Annotated in this window: 14 protein-coding genes; 4 read left to right on the top strand and 10 right to left on the bottom strand. The window is 53.6% G+C overall.

Annotated features, from left to right (window positions below):
- Positions 1-630: 630 nt before the first annotated feature.
- The 4 genes from gltB (at position 631) to codA (ending at position 9,227) form a co-directional block, all read left to right on the top strand.
- The gene (gene gltB, locus INF86_RS13120) at positions 631-5,091 is read left to right on the top strand and encodes a glutamate synthase large subunit (protein ID WP_193543600.1); all 4,461 of its coding nucleotides are present in this window, start codon (positions 631-633) and stop codon (positions 5,089-5,091) included.
- Between the two features lie 9 nt (positions 5,092-5,100).
- Complete coding sequence (gene gltD / locus INF86_RS13115; RefSeq protein ID WP_032626441.1) at positions 5,101-6,519, top strand: glutamate synthase subunit GltD; 1,419 nt, start codon at positions 5,101-5,103, stop codon at positions 6,517-6,519.
- 187 nt (positions 6,520-6,706) lie between these two features.
- Positions 6,707-7,957 carry a cytosine permease gene (gene codB / locus INF86_RS13110; RefSeq protein WP_038416800.1) on the top strand — a complete coding sequence of 417 codons (1,251 nt, stop codon included), beginning with the start codon at positions 6,707-6,709 and terminating at the stop codon, positions 7,955-7,957.
- A complete protein-coding gene (gene codA, locus INF86_RS13105) occupies positions 7,947-9,227 on the top strand; it encodes a cytosine/isoguanine deaminase (RefSeq protein ID WP_038416801.1) in 1,281 nt (426 codons plus the stop codon). Before codB ends, codA begins: the two co-directional genes overlap by 11 nt.
- Before the next feature lie 149 nt (positions 9,228-9,376).
- Here the strand turns inward: codA and INF86_RS13100 are convergent, their stop codons facing one another.
- The 10 genes from INF86_RS13100 to rplM form a co-directional block, all read right to left on the bottom strand.
- Positions 9,377-10,081 carry a DUF1120 domain-containing protein gene (locus INF86_RS13100; protein ID WP_022649546.1) on the bottom strand — a complete coding sequence of 235 codons (705 nt, stop codon included), beginning with the start codon at positions 10,079-10,081 and terminating at the stop codon, positions 9,377-9,379.
- Complete coding sequence (locus INF86_RS13095; RefSeq protein WP_150312408.1) at positions 10,078-10,608, bottom strand: hypothetical protein; 531 nt, start codon at positions 10,606-10,608, stop codon at positions 10,078-10,080. Before INF86_RS13095 ends, INF86_RS13100 begins: the two co-directional genes overlap by 4 nt.
- Complete coding sequence (locus INF86_RS13090; RefSeq protein ID WP_193543599.1) at positions 10,605-12,992, bottom strand: fimbrial biogenesis usher protein; 2,388 nt, start codon at positions 12,990-12,992, stop codon at positions 10,605-10,607. The genes INF86_RS13095 and INF86_RS13090 overlap by 4 nt, the downstream gene beginning before the upstream one ends.
- Before the next feature lie 24 nt (positions 12,993-13,016).
- Entirely contained in the window at positions 13,017-13,688 is a 672-nt protein-coding gene (locus INF86_RS13085) for a fimbria/pilus chaperone family protein (protein WP_022649549.1), read from the bottom strand.
- A 147-nt stretch (positions 13,689-13,835) separates the two neighbouring features.
- Positions 13,836-14,582, bottom strand: a complete 747-nt coding sequence (locus INF86_RS13080; protein ID WP_022649550.1) for a DUF1120 domain-containing protein — start codon at positions 14,580-14,582, stop codon at positions 13,836-13,838.
- Between the two features lie 49 nt (positions 14,583-14,631).
- Positions 14,632-15,372 carry a DUF1120 domain-containing protein gene (locus INF86_RS13075; RefSeq protein WP_022649551.1) on the bottom strand — a complete coding sequence of 247 codons (741 nt, stop codon included), beginning with the start codon at positions 15,370-15,372 and terminating at the stop codon, positions 14,632-14,634.
- Between the two features lie 269 nt (positions 15,373-15,641).
- Complete coding sequence (gene sspB / locus INF86_RS13070; protein WP_032622090.1) at positions 15,642-16,139, bottom strand: ClpXP protease specificity-enhancing factor; 498 nt, start codon at positions 16,137-16,139, stop codon at positions 15,642-15,644.
- Positions 16,140-16,144: 5 nt separating this feature from the next.
- Positions 16,145-16,783 (bottom strand): stringent starvation protein SspA, encoded by a 639-nt coding sequence (gene sspA, locus INF86_RS13065; protein WP_003860438.1) that lies wholly within the window; start codon positions 16,781-16,783, stop codon positions 16,145-16,147.
- A gap of 307 nt (positions 16,784-17,090) precedes the next feature.
- Entirely contained in the window at positions 17,091-17,483 is a 393-nt protein-coding gene (gene rpsI / locus INF86_RS13060) for a 30S ribosomal protein S9 (protein ID WP_003860436.1), read from the bottom strand.
- 15 nt (positions 17,484-17,498) lie between these two features.
- Complete coding sequence (gene rplM, locus INF86_RS13055; protein ID WP_003860434.1) at positions 17,499-17,927, bottom strand: 50S ribosomal protein L13; 429 nt, start codon at positions 17,925-17,927, stop codon at positions 17,499-17,501.
- Positions 17,928-18,268 lie beyond the last annotated feature (341 nt).

The raw sequence follows: 18,268 nt of genomic DNA, 5'->3' as shown, positions 1-18,268 counted from the left end.
GCGATGACCTGGATCAATCGCCCTGGACGGCCTTTATCTATTTGAATAAATAATCACGATTACCGAGATTTCATTCACCCTGCACGTAATTACTTTTCCTTATGTTTTGATGGTTTTTTTCATTTATAGCGCCAGGTCTGAAAAACAGTGATTTTATGCGGGTTTGAATGCCACCCCAGATTATTATTCTGCTATAAATCTGCATTTCAGCACGCTGCATTGATAATACCGCTTTCATATAGTGAGTCAGATCACACTCCCCTGCACCTTCCCGGCGCTTTAAGTGGTTGTAAAAATAGTGAAATCATCAATAAAAACAACAATATGACCACTCTTTAGCACATTTTTGTATAAATAAGATTGCCATTTGACCTGTGTACCAATTCCCGATAAGTTGGAAATCCGCTGGAAGCTTTCTGGATGAGCGGCCTGCTCATCATATTTATGCAGTAATTGAGATTCCCTCTGAAGCAAGTCCTCAAACTTGTTTACCTGCGCGAAAGGATGAAAAAGAGGGCGAATGCGAGGTCCGCGTATGAAACGCTAACCCCGTCGCCATGCTCTTTCTGCGCCTGTGCGCCACGGTAAAGTTCAGTGGGAAGCCCGACGAGCCTGGGGAGGTTCACTGATATGTTGTACGATAAATCCCTTGAGAAGGATAACTGTGGTTTCGGCCTGATCGCCCACATAGAAGGCGAACCTAGCCACAAGGTAGTGCGTACTGCTATTCACGCACTGGCCCGTATGCAGCACCGTGGCGCCATCCTTGCCGATGGTAAAACCGGCGACGGTTGCGGTCTGCTGCTGCAAAAACCGGATCGTTTCTTCCGCATCGTGGCGGAAGAGCGCGGCTGGCGTTTAGCCAAAAACTACGCTGTCGGTATGCTGTTCCTGAATCAGGATCCTGAAAAAGCTGCCGCGTCACGCCGCATCGTTGAAGAAGAACTTCAGCGTGAAACCCTGTCGATTGTCGGCTGGCGCGATGTGCCAACCAACGAAGGGGTGCTCGGTGAAATCGCCCTCTCCTCGCTGCCTCGTATTGAACAGATTTTCGTCAACGCGCCTGCGGGCTGGCGTCCGCGTGATATGGAACGCCGTCTGTTTATTGCCCGCCGCCGCATTGAAAAACGTCTTCAGGACGATAAAGAGTTCTACGTCTGTAGCCTCTCTAACCTGGTGAACATCTATAAAGGTCTGTGCATGCCGGCTGACCTGCCGCGCTTCTACCTGGACCTGGCGGATCTGCGTCTGGAATCGGCCATTTGCCTGTTCCACCAGCGCTTCTCCACCAACACCGTTCCACGCTGGCCGCTGGCTCAGCCGTTCCGCTACCTGGCGCACAACGGTGAGATCAACACCATCACCGGTAACCGCCAGTGGGCCCGCGCCCGTACCTATAAGTTCCAGACCCCGCTGATCCCGGACCTGCACGATGCCGCGCCGTTCGTGAACGAAACCGGCTCGGACTCCAGCTCAATGGATAACATGCTGGAACTGCTGCTGGCGGGCGGGATGGATATCGTGCGCGCCATGCGTCTGCTTGTACCGCCGGCCTGGCAGAACAACCCGGATATGGACCCTGAGCTGCGTGCGTTCTTTGACTTTAACTCCATGCACATGGAGCCGTGGGATGGCCCGGCAGGCATCGTTATGTCCGACGGACGTTTTGCCGCCTGTAACCTGGACCGTAACGGTCTGCGTCCGGCGCGCTATGTCATTACCAAAGACAAGCTCATCACCTGTGCCTCAGAAGTGGGTATCTGGGATTACCAGCCAGACGAAGTGGTCGAGAAAGGCCGCGTCGGACCGGGCGAGCTGATGGTGATTGACACCCGCGGTGGGCGTATTCTGCACTCTGCTGAAACCGACAACGATCTGAAGAGCCGCCATCCGTACAAAGAGTGGATGGAGAAAAACGTGCGTCGTCTGGTGCCGTTTGAAGATCTGTCAGACGAAGAAGTGGGTAGCCGCGAGCTGGACGATGACACCCTCGCGAGCTTCCAGAAGCAGTTTAACTACAGCGCGGAAGAGCTGGACTCGGTTATTCGCGTGCTCGGCGAAAACGGCCAGGAAGCGGTCGGCTCAATGGGTGACGATACCCCGTTTGCTGTGCTCTCCAGCCAGCCACGCATTATTTACGACTATTTCCGTCAGCAGTTTGCGCAAGTCACCAACCCGCCAATCGATCCGCTGCGCGAAGCCCACGTCATGTCGCTGGCCACCAGCATCGGCCGTGAGATGAACGTATTCTGTGAAGCCGAAGGCCAGGCGCACCGTCTGACCTTTAAATCACCGATCCTGCTGTACTCCGATTTCAAACAGCTCACCACCATGACCGAGGAGCACTATCGCGCCGACACGCTCGATATCACCTTCGACGTGACCGAAACGAGCCTCGAAGAGACGGTGAACGCGCTGTGCGACAAAGCCGAGCAGATGGTGCGTAACGGCACCGTTCTGCTGGTGCTGTCTGACCGCAACATCGCGAAAAACCGTCTGCCGGTACCTGCACCCATGGCGGTGGGGGCTATCCAGACGCGTCTGGTGGACAAGAGCCTGCGCTGCGATGCCAACATCATCGTTGAAACTGCGAGCGCGCGCGACCCGCACCACTTTGCGGTGCTGTTAGGCTTTGGCGCCACGGCGATCTACCCGTATCTGGCCTACGAAACACTGGCCCGCCTGGTGGATACCCGCGCGATCGATAAAGACTACCGTGCTGTGATGCTGAACTACCGTAACGGCATCAATAAAGGTCTGTACAAGATCATGTCCAAAATGGGCATCTCGACCATCGCCTCTTACCGCTGCTCGAAGCTGTTTGAAGCGGTCGGTCTGCATGACGACGTTGCCAACCTCTGCTTCCAGGGCGTGATCAGCCGTATTGGTGGCGCAGGCTTTGCTGACTTCCAGCAGGATCTGGTGAACCTGTCGAAACGCGCCTGGCTGGCACGTAAGCCGCTGGAACAGGGCGGTCTGCTGAAATACGTTCACGGGGGTGAGTATCACGCTTATAACCCGGACGTGGTGCGCACACTCCAACAGGCGGTGCAAAGCGGCGAGTACAGCGATTATCAGCAGTATGCTGAGCTGGTGAACAACCGTCCGGCGGCGACGCTGCGCGATCTCATTGCCATCAATCCGGGTGAGGAAGCGGTCAGCATTGACGAGGTTGAACCCGCATCTGAGCTGTTCAAACGTTTCGATACCGCGGCGATGTCCATCGGCGCGCTGAGCCCGGAAGCCCACGAAGCGCTGGCGGAAGCCATGAACAGCATCGGCGGCAACTCCAACTCCGGCGAAGGCGGTGAAGATCCTGCCCGTTACGGCACCAATAAAGTGTCCCGTATCAAGCAGGTAGCGTCCGGCCGTTTCGGCGTAACGCCTGCGTACCTGGTTAACGCCGACGTGATCCAGATTAAGGTCGCGCAGGGGGCAAAACCGGGTGAAGGCGGTCAGCTGCCGGGTGATAAAGTCACCCCGTACATCGCTAAGCTTCGCTACTCGGTGCCGGGCGTGACGCTGATCTCCCCGCCGCCACACCACGATATTTACTCTATCGAGGATCTGGCGCAGCTGATTTTCGACCTGAAACAGGTCAACCCGAAAGCGATGATCTCCGTGAAGCTGGTTTCCGAGCCGGGCGTTGGCACCATCGCCACCGGCGTGGCGAAAGCCTATGCGGATTTGATCACCATCGCCGGCTACGACGGCGGCACCGGCGCAAGCCCGCTCTCCTCCGTAAAATACGCGGGTTGTCCGTGGGAGCTTGGTCTGGTGGAAACCCAGCAGGCGCTGGTCGCCAACGGCCTGCGTCACAAAATCCGTTTGCAGGTAGACGGCGGGCTGAAAACCGGCCTCGACATCATCAAAGCGGCGATTCTGGGTGCGGAAAGCTTCGGCTTCGGTACCGGCCCGATGGTTGCGCTCGGCTGTAAATACCTGCGTATTTGCCACCTGAACAACTGCGCAACGGGCGTTGCTACCCAGGACGAAAAGCTGCGTAAGAATCACTATCACGGCCTCCCGTTCAAAGTGACTAACTACTTTGACTTCATCGCCCGTGAAACCCGCGAGCTGATGGCGCAGCTGGGCGTGAAGCGTCTGGTGGATCTGATTGGCCGTACCGACCTGCTGAAAGAGCTTGAGGGCTTCACGGCCAAGCAGCAGAAGCTGGAGCTGTCTAAGCTGCTGGAAACCGCTCAGCCGCATCCTGGCAAAGCGGTTTACTGCACCGAGAACAACCCGCCGTTCGACAACGGCGTGCTGAACGCGCAGCTGCTGCAACAGGCGAAGCCGTACGTGGATGAGAAGCAGAGCAAAACGTTCTGGTTTGATATCCGCAACACCGATCGTTCCGTGGGTGCATCTCTCTCCGGTTACATCGCGCAAACGCACGGTGACCAGGGCCTGGCATCGGATCCGATTACCGCGCACTTCAGCGGTACCGCGGGTCAGAGCTTCGGTGTGTGGAACGCGGGCGGCGTTGAGTTATACCTGACCGGTGATGCCAACGACTACGTCGGAAAAGGCATGGCGGGCGGTCTGCTGGCGGTGCGTCCTCCGGTTGGTTCAGCCTTCCGCAGCCATGAAGCAAGCATCATCGGCAATACCTGTCTGTACGGTGCAACCGGCGGTCGTCTGTTTGCCGCGGGCCGTGCGGGCGAGCGTTTTGCGGTGCGTAACTCCGGTGCCATCACCGTGGTGGAAGGCATCGGCGATAACGGCTGTGAATACATGACGGGCGGAATTGTGTGCGTCCTGGGTAAAACCGGCGTGAACTTTGGCGCGGGCATGACGGGCGGTTTTGCCTACGTCCTGGATGAAGACGGTGAGTTCCGCAAACGCGTGAACCCGGAACTGGTGGAAGTGCTGGACGTTGATACGCTGGCCATCCACGAAGAACACCTGCGCGGCTTAATTACCGAACACGTGCAGCATACCGGTTCTTCGCGCGGCGAAGAGATCCTGGCCAACTGGCCGGCGTTCTCTGCGAAATTTGCGCTGGTTAAGCCGAAGTCCAGCGATGTTAAAGCCCTGTTGGGTCACCGTAGTCGTAGCGCAGCAGAGCTGCGCGTGCAGGCGCAGTAAGGAATTCAGATGAGCCAGAACGTTTACCAGTTTATCGACCTTCAGCGTGTTGATCCGCCAAAGAAACCGCTGAAGATCCGTAAAATTGAATTTGTTGAAATCTACGAGCCGTTTTCAGAAGGCCAGGCCAAAGCACAGGCAGACCGCTGCCTGTCCTGCGGTAACCCTTACTGCGAATGGAAGTGTCCGGTCCATAACTACATCCCGAACTGGCTGAAGCTGGCCAACGAAGGGCGTATTTTTGAAGCCGCCGAGCTGTCTCATCAGACCAACACCCTGCCGGAAGTGTGCGGCCGCGTGTGCCCTCAGGATCGTCTGTGTGAAGGCTCCTGTACGCTGAACGACGAGTTTGGCGCGGTGACCATCGGCAACATCGAACGTTATATCAACGATAAAGCGTTCGAAATGGGCTGGCGTCCGGATATGACCGGTGTGCGTCAAACCGACAAGCGCGTGGCGATTATCGGCGCGGGCCCGGCAGGCCTGGCCTGTGCGGACGTGCTGACCCGTAACGGCGTGAAAGCGGTGGTCTTTGATCGCCACCCGGAGATTGGCGGCCTGCTGACCTTCGGTATCCCGGCCTTCAAGCTGGAGAAAGAGGTGATGACCCGCCGCCGCGAAATCTTCACCGGCATGGGCATTGAGTTCAAACTGAACGTGGAAGTGGGCCGTGACGTGCAGCTCGACGACCTGCTGAAGGATTACGACGCCGTGTTCCTGGGCGTGGGTACTTATCAGTCCATGCGCGGTGGTCTGGAGAACGAAGATGCGCCGGGCGTGTACGACGCGCTGCCGTTCCTGATTGCCAACACCAGGCAGATCATGGGCTACGGTGAGACCGCCGATGAGCCGTTCGTCAGCATGGAAGGCAAACGCGTGGTGGTGCTGGGCGGCGGTGATACCGCGATGGACTGCGTGCGTACCTCCATTCGTCAGAACGCGGCGCACGTCATCTGTGCTTACCGTCGTGACGAAGAGAACATGCCGGGCTCTAAGCGCGAAGTGAAAAACGCGCGTGAAGAGGGCGTGGAGTTCCAGTTCAACATCCAGCCTCTGGGTATTGAGGTGAATGCCAACGGTAGAGTGAGCGGCGTGAAGATGGCGCGCACGGAGATGGGCGCGCCGGATGCGAAAGGCCGTCGTCGCGCGGAGATCGTGGCCGGTTCTGAACACGTGATCCCGGCTGACGCCGTGGTGATGGCGTTTGGTTTCCGTCCTCACAGCATGGAGTGGCTGGCGAAGCACAGCGTAGAGCTGGACTCTCAGGGCCGCATAATTGCGCCGGAAGGCAGCGACAACGCGTTCCAGACCAGCAACCCGAAAATCTTCGCCGGTGGCGACATCGTTCGCGGCTCTGACCTGGTGGTCACGGCGATTGCCGAAGGCCGTAAAGCGGCTGACGGGATTATGAACTTCCTGGAAGTGTAAGCCCCTCTGACTCCCCGGCAGAAGCATAAAGCGGAACGCTGGGGAGCCTGTTTTCAGTAGCCTGCCCTTAAGTTAATGATACCTTTTTAAGCAAAAAAGCAGCGTAAATCCTGACGTAAACGTTTGCTTTCATGAAAAAAATGTATATTATGCGGCGGATTTTTTGGCCAAAATTCAAGGAGGCGTTGTGTCGCAAGATAACAATTATAGCCAGGGCCCCGTCCCTCTGGCGGCGCGGAAAGGCGTGATTCCACTCACTTTTGTGATGTTAGGGTTAACCTTTTTTTCCGCCAGTATGTGGACCGGAGGTACGCTCGGTACCGGTCTTTCCTATAATGATTTCTTCCTCGCAGTTCTCTTCGGCAATCTCCTCCTCGGTATTTACACTGCTTTTCTTGGCTACATTGGCGCAAAAACCGGCCTCTCAACCCATCTTCTTGCGCGTTACTCGTTCGGTATAAAAGGTTCCTGGCTTCCCTCCATGCTTTTAGGCGGTACGCAGGTAGGATGGTTTGGCGTCGGCGTAGCGATGTTTGCCATCCCGGTGAGTAAAGCCACGGGCATCGACGTCAATATCCTGATCGCGGTATCCGGTCTGTTGATGACTATGACCATCTTCTTTGGTATCTCAGCGCTGACGATTCTGTCGATCATCGCCGTTCCCGCGATAGTTATCCTCGGCAGCTACTCCGTCTGGCTGGCGGTGGACGGCGTGGGCGGGCTGGATCATTTAAAAGCGATGGTGCCACAGACCCCGCTCAATTTTTCAGGCGCGCTGGCGCTGGTCGTCGGCTCCTTCATCAGCGCCGGAACGCTGACCGCCGACTTCGTCCGCTTTGGGCGTAACGCGAAAGGCGCCGTGGTGGTGGCAATGGTGGCGTTTTTCCTTGGCAACTCGCTGATGTTTATCTTCGGTGCGGCAGGCGCCGCGGCAGTTGGACAGGCGGATATCTCGGACGTGATGATCGCTCAGGGGCTACTGCTGCCCGCCATTATCGTTCTCGGCCTGAACATCTGGACAACCAACGATAACGCGCTCTATGCGTCGGGTCTGGGCTTTGCCAACGTGACCGGCCTTTCCAGCCGCACGCTGTCGGTGGTTAACGGTATTATCGGCACGCTCTGCGCGCTGTGGCTGTACAATAACTTTGTCGGCTGGCTCACCTTTCTGTCGGCGGCGATCCCTCCCGTCGGTGGGGTGATTATCGCCGACTATCTGATCAACCGCCGCCGCTACGCCAGCTTCCATAGCGCTACCTTTGTGCCGGTCAACTGGGTAGCCATTCTTTCGGTCGCGCTCGGCGTGGCTGCCGGGAATATTATTCCCGGTATAGTGCCGGTGAATGCGGTCCTCGGTGGCGTATTCAGCTACCTTCTGTTAACCCCCTTTGTCAGACGTACCTTTGCTACCGCCCCGGAGGCTCCCCATGCAGAATAATACCCTCACCATTCGTCAGGCCCGTTTACAGGGGCAAGAGGGGTTATGGCAGATCGCAATTGAAAACGGGCGCTTTAGCCGTATTGAACCGCAGGACGCGGCATCGTCACCGGTGGGCCAGGTGCTTGATGCTGAAGGCGGGCTGGTCATTCCCCCTTTCGTTGAGCCGCATATCCATCTGGATACCACTCAAACGGCTGGTGAACCGAGCTGGAACCAGTCTGGTACCTTATTCGAGGGGATTGAGCGCTGGGCTGAACGTAAGGCGCTGCTCACCCACGAAGATGTTAAGACCCGCGCAATGCAGACGCTGAAATGGCAGATGGCCAACGGCATTCAGCATGTGCGTACTCACGTTGACGTCTCCGATCCCACGCTGACGGCGCTGAAAGCGATGCTGGAAGTGAAGCAGGAGGTCGCCCCGTGGGTCGATCTGCAAATCGTGGCGTTCCCCCAGGAGGGCATTCTTTCTTATCCCAACGGTGAAGCGTTGCTGGAAGAGGCGGTGCGTATGGGGGCGGACGTTATTGGCGCAATTCCGCACTTTGAATTTACCCGCGAGTATGGTGTGGAGTCGTTGCACAAAACCTTCGCACTGGCGCAGAAGTACGACAGGCTGATCGACGTACACTGCGACGAAATCGATGATGAACAGTCGCGCTTCGTGGAAACCGTCGCCGCGCTGGCGCACCGTGACGGGATGGGCGCGCGCGTTACCGCCAGCCATACCACAGCGATGCACTCCTATAATGGCGCCTACGCGTCCCGCCTGTTTCGTTTGCTGAAAATGTCGGGCATCAACTTCGTCGCCAATCCGCTGGTGAACATCCACCTTCAGGGCCGCTTCGACACCTATCCTAAGCGCCGCGGCGTAACGCGCGTGAAAGAGATGCTGGAGGCGGGGATCAACGTCTGCTTTGGGCATGATGACGTTTTCGATCCGTGGTATCCCCTGGGCACCGCCAATATGTTGCAGGTGCTGCATATGGGTTTACACGTCTGCCAGCTGATGGGGTATGGGCAGATTAACGACGGGCTGAATCTGATCACCACCCACAGCGCGAAAACGCTCAACCTGCAGGACTACGGCGTGAAGGTGGGTAATTCTGCGAACCTGGTTGTTTTACCGGCCGAAAATGGCTTTGATGCGGTTCGTCGCCAGACGCCTGCGCGTTATTCTGTTCGTCACGGGCGGGTTATCGCCGAAACGGTACCCAGCCAGACAACGCTGCATCTGACGCAGCCGGAAGCGGTAACCTTTAAACGGTAATTATCGCTTCAGGAAATCTCATCCGGAGACGTATCAGCCTGTTTACGCTTTATCAGGTCTACAAATCGCAGCCTCTTTGCAGACCTGGTAAGCGCGGCGCCAGCGGTGAACTGGCGCGTCTATTTTCGATATTCTTTTGCAGAAAGAGATTATAAATAGACCAGCGTAATCACCGCCTCGCCGTCCAGCTTGATTTCTTGCCCGCTGCCAAGCCCGTTGGCGACTGCGGCACTCACCTGTAGCGGAACGACCGCCGATGAGATCGGCTGCGGAATATCCGTGCCTTTTTGCACAAACGTATAGAAAAAGTCCTGCTGGGTCGGCAAGGGCAATAGCGTCGTGCGCGTCCATGGACCATTTTTGGTCGCGGCCCCGGCGATCTCCACCTGAACAGCGGCACTTTCGTCGGCTGCCGTCACGCCTGCCGCGTTAATTTGCACCCCATAACTGCCAATCGGCTTCTGCTCGCTGGTCAATCCTAAACCAAACAGGCGGGTCGTATCACGCACATAGGCACCGTTATTTATCTGGAATTTTACCCCTTCTTGCCCGGATTTATCTTTGCCAACGACCACGGAACTGGCGCGGGTATCACGCGCGGTAATCGCAACTCCCGTAGAAGATTCACACGTCACCGATAGTGTAAGATCGCGAGTACCAAGCTGTGTGAATGCGCTGGAGGAGAGCGACCCCGCATAGCGCGTGCCGAAATCTGCCACACCGCCATTGCTCAACGCCGGTGTACAGGCGGCAGCGTCAACGGTGACATCCACATCAATATTGACCGTATCAGTTGCCCATACCGCTGAAGCGGCAGACATTCCGCAGAGTAATAGCGCTATACGCTTTTTCATTGTACATCCATCCTTACGCGTAAATTTCCGCGCCACACTTCTCTGTCCGTAATATGGTTACTTTTGAAGCGCGGTTTGATGGTAAGCGTGACAGACGCCGTTTTTCCCCGCAGCTCCTGACCGTTGATAAACGCAATCCCTTCGTTAAGCGCTGGCGCGATCTCTCTCACGCCGCCATTGGTAACCCACGGGTCGCCGGCATGGATAGCCGCCAGATTGACTGTACGATCGTCCACCGTTGCCTGCGCGGCAGTAACGCGCATGACGCCGTTATCACCAAAACCAAATTCATGCCCTTTCGGTACGTTACTGCCCAGAAAGAGACGAATACGCGACGGTTCATCGCATATCACGTTCAGGACAATCTGTTTCTCCGGCATCTCAATCAACCTGTTCCCTTCCGCCTGGCGCTCTGCGGCACTCATACGGCCATAGCTGAGTTTTTGCTGGCTTGATACTAACTGGCAGTCAGCCATAGCATGCAGAGAAAACGCCATTGCGCACAAGGCTAAAATAAGCGCCTTCATTTACACACCTCATTGACAGTTTCATAGAATGTATCGGTATTTGCCTCTTTCGGAAGCTTCAGACCAAATGCACAGGTGCCGTTATCCAGTTTTGCCACCACCTGTTGAGCAGGTTCAACATCGTTAAAAAAGACCACGCCTTCATCCACTGAGGTCGTAAGATAATTTCCGTGCGAATCCTCAAGGGCGATCCCTTTCGGCAGCTTTTTACCGTTTGCCAGGGTAACGTTCACCAGTGCACGTCGCTGGGTTAACGCAGTAAAATCAAGATGCCCTACCGCTCCTTTGCCAAGCGTGACGACACGGGTTCCATTCCCGATATCCATATTTTTCGGCAATGTTTCCGTATCCACTTCTACCCGCGCTGGGCGCCAGGCTCCCACTGACGGTACCACTGCCTGACCACGGAAGTCGGTCCATACCGGCCCCTGGGGCGTGTCAATCCTCACACCGGAGACGGGTTTATCCAGAGCAGCGATCGCGAACGTGTCGCGGATCGCCCATGGAGAGAACGTAACGCCTTGTCCATGAACCGCGATGCCCCCCTGTAGCGATCCTGAATAGCTGCGGCTATTCTCGTTATCCGAACTGGCGCTCAGGCCAAGCTGCGTATAGTGAAGGTTGCTGCTTATCCCACCGTTTACATTATCGCGATTCGTGGCCTGATCGTGTTCAGCTCCCAGCGACCAGGATGTGGTATCACTTACGACGCCAAGCGCAGAGGCGCCATACCGCGTTTTATGGTCATCATGACGGCTGTACAGGCTTACGCTATTGCTGGCACCAAAAGGAATACTGAGGTTGACGTAGAACAGATCGCCATCATCCTCATTCTCCTCATCTGCACTCAACTGATGTTGCCAGTTCATGGAAATCGTGGCGTACTTGAATGACTTGTTCCAACCCGCAGAGATGAAGCGGGAATCATCTGACTTATCATAACCCTGCGTTTGGTAGTAGCTGGTGCTAAGCGTGCCTAAGTAGGGCACACTCCAGGTTAGCCCGGCGGAATACTCATTTTTATTACCGCTGTCGAAATCATCATCCAGTGCTTCAAAAAGTTCGCGATAGTCTTGCGATTTATGCGTAACAGAGGCGTTAGCCCCCATGCCAAATGCGGGGTCAGAACTCCATGTTGCCGATAGCGTGTACCTCTGCCCTTTCAGTGAATCTTTCGAATCGTTGGACTGGTTCGCCTGGAGTGAAACAAGCCAGGCTGGTAGCGGCACTGTATCAAGGCTGGTGGCGACAGCCTGGTAATCTTCGCCTACGATTGAGCCTGCGTTGACATTCACCCGTTCGCTTAGTTTCCAGCCTCCAGAAAGGCTGGCTACCCATGGCGTTTCACTATAGCTATCGCTCACTCGTCCCAGCGCGAAGTGATATCCTGAAGGCGCCCCTGCGCTCTGGTTATACAGCGCTGCGGGCACCACATAGCTGTGCTGGCTGCCATCGGTTTCCACTACCGTCACGTTCAGATCGCTAACGCCGTTACGTACCGGCACATCGGTGAGATTAAACGGCCCGACCGGCACCAGTGTGCTGTACACCAGAACATTTTGCTGACGCACTTCAATACGGGCCTGAGGCGTATTGGCGATACCGGACACGCTCACTCCGCTACCCCCCTGTTGTAAGGCGCTCTCCGGTGAAAGCTCGATACCATAGATTCCCGTACCCTGAAGAAGGGAGTTATTGATATTGACCTCGCCCGCCCGTAGGGTACTTTTCAGGGGGACAAAGGTATGCTGCAAATAGGTCGATGAGTTATTACTTTCAAATTCTCCGTCGCTCCGGCTCAGCAGTTGCTGTGTACGTAAGATCCAGTCGTCGAAATTGACCCCACCGTCCAGCATGGCCTGTGAATAGTCAGAGTGCCCGTCACCAAACTCATTGCGCGAGGAGAGAAGAGAATAATTCAACAGCGCAGCAGTGCCACCGGAAGTATAAGCTCCGATATCCGATTCGCTGTTTGCTACCCGATCCGCCGGTACAACCAGACTTAGAGATTCTTGCGCAGGCGAAGCCTCCACAATAGCGCTCGGGATATGACCGGTATAATCGTAGCAGCCGGACTCATAGTCAGAGGGAACTTTTAATCCTGCCTGCTCCATAAAAGGTTTGTCGAAACAGAGATCGCCGTTGTTGTCGAAACGAGCAATAACGTTGCCTTTATTATCACCATTCACCTTCAGGGCGACGGAAACGCTACCCGGTAAATACTTCGTCTTGCGAGAGAAATAATTTGATACGTCCGGGTTTATCCCCAGTGAACGAAGCGTTTCCTGATCAAAATTAATGGCAGCAGTTTCCATCTGCTGAGCCATCGCCTGGCCAGAACAGACCAGGCCAATGAGACAGGCGAGTAACGTTTTTTGCTGCATATCCTTTGCTGTCCTTATAGAGGCTTACTTCAAATCTGTAGTAAAGCGATCCCCTTTATAGCCGTAACGACTCGCCGGATAGAATTCAACTTTATTATCAGAGAAATTTGGTAATGTTGTTTTTATCGAGGTGTGAGGAAGGATGTAGGTCTTATCCAGCACACCCGCTTTTCCTGAGGGTAATGTTTTAAAGGATGCCGTTATACGAACAACGTAATCGCTGGGATTGTTGATAACCAGGCCATCACCCTTTTTGTTCCATGTCAAAAATTTCCATGGCTGCGTCTCCTCAGGTAGACCCGCAGGATGAATTACAACAGGAAGATCCTGGCGGATAGTCAACGCAACTTTATCTTCTCCTTTCTCCTTTGGAGGAATGCCTTCGAACGTGACGCGTTTAAGTTCTTCATACTTCATGGGTTTGCTGGTTTGCAGCAGAAAACGCATTCGCTGTGTTTCCCCGGCGTCGACACGGACTACAGGTTGAGAAACGATTAAACGAATAGATTTATCGCTATCAGGTAAATCTACAATGTTTGTATAAAGCAATGCAGGCTGCGAATCCGTATTTTTAACATTCATACTGGCTTCGCCTTTTTGTGCATCGACTAATAAAACCGATGTTTCTGGAACCATACCGGTGGCACAACACTTTGTCGCTACAGCCAACAACGCAAGATATAGAATTTTCTTCATGACTTTCCACTCACATAAATAAATAAAAATCATACCGGCATTATTTTTATTATTCTTGCGGCAGAGAAAGCTATTTTAATGCAAAAAAAGCGTGACAATGGCTATTAAATACTCTAACCATTGCCACGTTAATTAAGCGTTAAATTATTAGAGATATACCAGACTAATGGTTGCGTTACCGTCCAGCGTAATTACGTCAGTCGTACCTAATACCGAGTTATCCTGCACTGCAGAGGTAACCAGCAACGGCACGCTAAGCTGTTTGAAGGCTTTTGGCTGCGTGGTACCGGCTGTTGCTACGGTATTCGCTTTTTGGTAGCCCGTGCAGCCATTAAGCGAGCAGAGGTAACCCAGGCCTGGCGCAACTTTCTCCCAGGAACGCTGGCCTTCAGTGATGCTCCCTGTTACCAGGGTGTCAACATTCGCGCCATCCGCTGTGACCGCTTCAGTATTGATGGCAACGGTGTAAGCACCAATGCTCACGCCAGCGGTGGTTTTACCCAGACCAAAGGCACCAGCGGTGTTGCTGAAGTCTGATTTATCCGTACCGCTACCTGCGATAAACGCGGTTGAAGACAGGTTAACGCGACTGTCCAGGCGGTTATCGGTGGAGGTAAAAGCAACGCTCATGTTGCTTTCGCAACTGATATTTAGCGTGATGCTTTTCTGCCCCAATTGTACCAGCTTGTTTGTCGCACCGGTCGGTGCAATATTTTGGTTCAGTACCGTTCCATAATCTACAACGCCGCCATCAGGCAGGGTCGGCGTACATGCAGCCGGGTTAATCGTACCGACAACTTTCAGCGTAACATCGTTAGCGGCCTGGGCAGCAAAAGCGGATAAACCGAAGGCTACGGCGACGGTTGCTGCCGAGAGTACTTTTTTAAATTCCATTATTTTCATTTCCCGATTTATTTTCTACAGCATTTAGCAATAACGAATATCAAAGATAAACAAGGCTCAGCGTGGCATTACCGTCAAGCGTGATAGTATCGCCTGTACCCAATACAGTGTTGTCCTGAAGCGCAGTTGTAATGCGTAACGGCATATTCATAACTTTAAAAGCTTTTGGTGTGGTGGTTCCCGATGCAGCAGCCGTAAAGACACGTGTCTGGCCTGTGCCACTGTTAACTGGTGCAAAAGCACCCGTACTGGATTTTACCCAGGTATAATTTGATGTATCGGTACCTGTGGCTGCAATGAGATCAGCGACAACACCATCTGTTGTTGTATTAACGGGATCTGCTGCAATTACATAGGAGCCAATATTCACACCCGCACTCGTTTTACCCAAGCCATAGGCGTTTCCTGAAGCGTTAGCATTTACATTATCGAAAAACCCATTTTCAATATAAGCGGCGCTCCCCAGGCCCACACGAGTATCATGGCGGTTATCCGTAGAAGTCACCCCAACGCTGGTATCGCTGTCACAGGTAATAGTGAGAGTAATACTTTTAGCCCCCAACTGAACCAGTGTATTCGCCGTGCCAGTTGGATTGATGGTAGAAGCTGGCATTGTGCCATAATCTACCACTCCACCGTTTGGCAGTGAGGGTACGCAGGAACCAGGAACGATATTACCAATAACTTTCAACGTCACATCATTAGCAGCGTGTGCATTTGACATGGCGAGGGCTGCACAAATAGCAGCAGATGAAAATAATTTTTTAAAAGTGATATTCATAATTTGTCCTTAAAAGAAAATCCGTTTTTGTTAACGCACATATATATTTTCACAGGGTGATATCGGATACAATCAAATTAAAATAAAACATTATTGAAGATAAATTTAACTGTCCTACAGAAAATAACCCAACAAGATTAATCCCATGCCAATTAATAGACCGATATCTTTTGCAAAGACACAAGTTTTTTAGAGAGTAATTTTATGCAGAAAATAAAAAAACCTGCACAGCTGTGCAGGTTCGGAAAAAATATTGTGCTTTATGAAGTTTATTTGACGACACGGAGTGCCGGACGACCACCGCGCGGAGGCGGATCGTCATCAGGGTCATTGTCGTCGTGATGGTCGGGTTTATCGCCATCAATCACAGACATTACCGTGTCGCTTTCACGTTCATCGGATGTCCCATCATCGTTCAGGCTGGCGACCTCTTCATCATAAGCCGCTTCCGGTTCGAACATGGTACCTGCACCGTTTTCACGGGCGTAGATAGCCAGAACCGCAGCCAGCGGAACGGAAACCTGACGCGGCACGCCGCCGAAACGCGCATTAAAGCGCACTTCGTCGTTCGCCAGTTCCAGGTTACCCACTGCACGTGGCGCAATATTCAGTACAATCTGTCCGTCGCGTGCGTATTCCATTGGAACCTGCACGCCCGGCAACGTCACATCCACAACCAGGTGCGGCGTGAGCTGGTTATCCAGCAGCCATTCATAGAAGGCGCGCAGCAGATACGGACGGCGTGGTGAAAGTTGTGACATTTCCACAGTCATTAGCCTCGGCCGAGACGCATTTCGCGCTCCGGTTCAGTTAAGGATGCCAGGAAAGAGTCGCGTTCGAATACGCGAGTCATGTAGCCTTTCAGCTCTTTCGCGCCAGGACCGCTGAATTCTACGCCCAGGGTTGGCAGGCGCCACAGCAGCGGTGCCAGGTAGCAATCTACCAGGCTGAACTCATCGCTCAGGAAGAAAGGTTTTTGACCAAATACCGGCGCAATCGCCAGCAGCTCTTCACGCAGCTGTTTACGCGCAGCATCCGCTTCTGAAGAGGAACCGTTAACGATAACGTTCATCAGCGAGTACCAGTCTTTCTCGATACGCTGCATGTACAGGCGGCTTTCACCACGCGCAACAGGGTAAACAGGCATCAGCGGCGGATGCGGGAAACGCTCATCCAGGTATTCCATAATGATACGGGATTCCCACAGGGTCAGCTCACGATCCACCAGCGTCGGTACGCTTTGGCTCGGGTTGAGATCGATCAGATCCTGAGGCGGGTTATCCTTTTCCACATGCTCGATCTCAAAACTGACACCCTTCTCGGCCAGCACGATACGAACCTGATGGCTATAAATGTCAGTAGGACCAGAAAACAGCGTCATTACCGAACGTTTGTTGGCAGCGACAGCCATGAAAACCTCCAGGTATATTCAGAATTTTTACTGCTACCAGCCCAACGGGGCCAGCCAGATGATGTATCGCCCATCCCAGAGAAAACACATTGTTCAAGAATCGAACAAAAATCGAGTATTCACCGATATTTGGGCATAAAATTGGATGATAGTTTACCAGATTTTGATGGCTTTGTGGTGAGGGGATGCCGGAAATGTGGAAAAAGAGAAGATATATGAAATGTTACTGTGGATAACCTGCGCATTATCCATAAAAAAACCCGCCGAAGCGGGTTTTTCGCCAATCGTTCTGCGTAAGCAGAATAGATTAACGTTTGGAGAACTGTGGACGACGACGTGCTTTACGCAGACCCACTTTCTTACGTTCAACCTGACGAGCGTCACGAGTAACGAAGCCAGCTTTACGCAGTTCAGAACGCAGGGATTCGTCGTACTCCATCAGCGCGCGGGTGATACCGTGACGGATCGCACCTGCCTGACCGGAGATACCACCACCTTTAACGGTGATGTACAGATCCAGTTTTTCTACCATATCAACCAGTTCCAGCGGCTGGCGAACTACCATGCGGGCAGTTTCGCGACCGAAGTATTGTTCCAGAGAACGCTGGTTAATTACGATTTTACCACTGCCCGGTTTAATGAAAACGCGAGCTGCGGAACTTTTGCGGCGACCAGTGCCGTAGTATTGATTTTCAGCCATTGCCTATAATCCCGATTAGATGTCAAGAACTTGCGGTTGCTGTGCCGCGTGGTTGTGCTCGTTGCCTGCGTAAACTTTCAGTTTACGGAACATAGCACGACCCAGCGGGCCTTTTGGCAGCATGCCTTTAACCGCGATTTCAATCACACGCTCAGGACGGCGGGCAATCATCTCTTCAAAGGTCGCTTCTTTGATACCACCGATGTGGCCGGTGTGGTGGTAGTACATTTTGTCAGTACGCTTGTTGCCGGTAACAGCAACTTTGTCAGCGTTCAGAACGATGATGTAATCACCGGTATCAACGTGCGGAGTATATTCCGCTTTATGCTTACCGCGCAGGCGACGAGCCAGTTCAGTAGCCAGACGGCCCAGAGTTTTACCGGTCGCGTCAACAACATACCAGTCGCGCTGTACGGTTTCTGGTTTAGCTGTAAAAGTTTTCATTAAAAGCTTACCCAAATAATAAGTTACACGTTGGTGAACACCCAAACGTTTAGTCAGTTGAGGTTCACACGACAAAGTCCGGCAAACCTACCCCTTCGAATAGCACATGCCGACACATAGAAAGTTTCGGGAAAAAAACCTTCTCGTAACGTGGGGTCGCAAGATTATAGAGAAGTTGAGGTCAAAGATCGACCCTTAAATGTGATTTGGGATGGGTTTTTCGGGGTTGCGTACTGTGCGGTCTGGTGCCCTCACCCCCAGCCCCTCTCCCACGGGGAGAGGGTAGCGTTTGTTAAGGCCTGGTGCCCTCACCCACAGCCCCTCTCCCACGGGGCTGAGGG

Origin of the sequence: Enterobacter cloacae complex sp. I1M, from assembly GCF_014982425.1 — a bacterium.
In the GTDB taxonomy this organism is placed as follows: Bacteria; Pseudomonadota; Gammaproteobacteria; order Enterobacterales; family Enterobacteriaceae; genus Enterobacter; species Enterobacter intestinihominis.
Note: the sequence above shows the minus strand (reverse complement) of the source record. Positions and strands in the feature narration are given on the sequence as shown.

Excerpts from the sequence above, each read along its gene's own strand:
- rplM (WP_003860434.1), bottom strand. The coding sequence starts at position 17,927 with ATGAAAACTTTTACAGCTAAACCAGAAACCGTACAGCGCGACTGGTAT.
- INF86_RS13095 (WP_150312408.1), bottom strand. The coding sequence starts at position 10,608 with ATGAAGGCGCTTATTTTAGCCTTGTGCGCAATGGCGTTTTCTCTGCAT.
- rpsI (WP_003860436.1), bottom strand. The coding sequence starts at position 17,483 with ATGGCTGAAAATCAATACTACGGCACTGGTCGCCGCAAAAGTTCCGCA.
- gltB (WP_193543600.1), top strand. The coding sequence starts at position 631 with ATGTTGTACGATAAATCCCTTGAGAAGGATAACTGTGGTTTCGGCCTG.
- INF86_RS13090 (WP_193543599.1), bottom strand. The coding sequence starts at position 12,992 with ATGCAGCAAAAAACGTTACTCGCCTGTCTCATTGGCCTGGTCTGTTCT.
- codA (WP_038416801.1), top strand. The coding sequence starts at position 7,947 with ATGCAGAATAATACCCTCACCATTCGTCAGGCCCGTTTACAGGGGCAA.
- gltD (WP_032626441.1), top strand. The coding sequence starts at position 5,101 with ATGAGCCAGAACGTTTACCAGTTTATCGACCTTCAGCGTGTTGATCCG.
- INF86_RS13100 (WP_022649546.1), bottom strand. The coding sequence starts at position 10,081 with ATGAAAAAGCGTATAGCGCTATTACTCTGCGGAATGTCTGCCGCTTCA.
- sspA (WP_003860438.1), bottom strand. The coding sequence starts at position 16,783 with ATGGCTGTCGCTGCCAACAAACGTTCGGTAATGACGCTGTTTTCTGGT.
- INF86_RS13075 (WP_022649551.1), bottom strand. The coding sequence starts at position 15,372 with ATGAATATCACTTTTAAAAAATTATTTTCATCTGCTGCTATTTGTGCA.
- INF86_RS13080 (WP_022649550.1), bottom strand. The coding sequence starts at position 14,582 with ATGGAATTTAAAAAAGTACTCTCGGCAGCAACCGTCGCCGTAGCCTTC.
- INF86_RS13085 (WP_022649549.1), bottom strand. The coding sequence starts at position 13,688 with ATGAAGAAAATTCTATATCTTGCGTTGTTGGCTGTAGCGACAAAGTGT.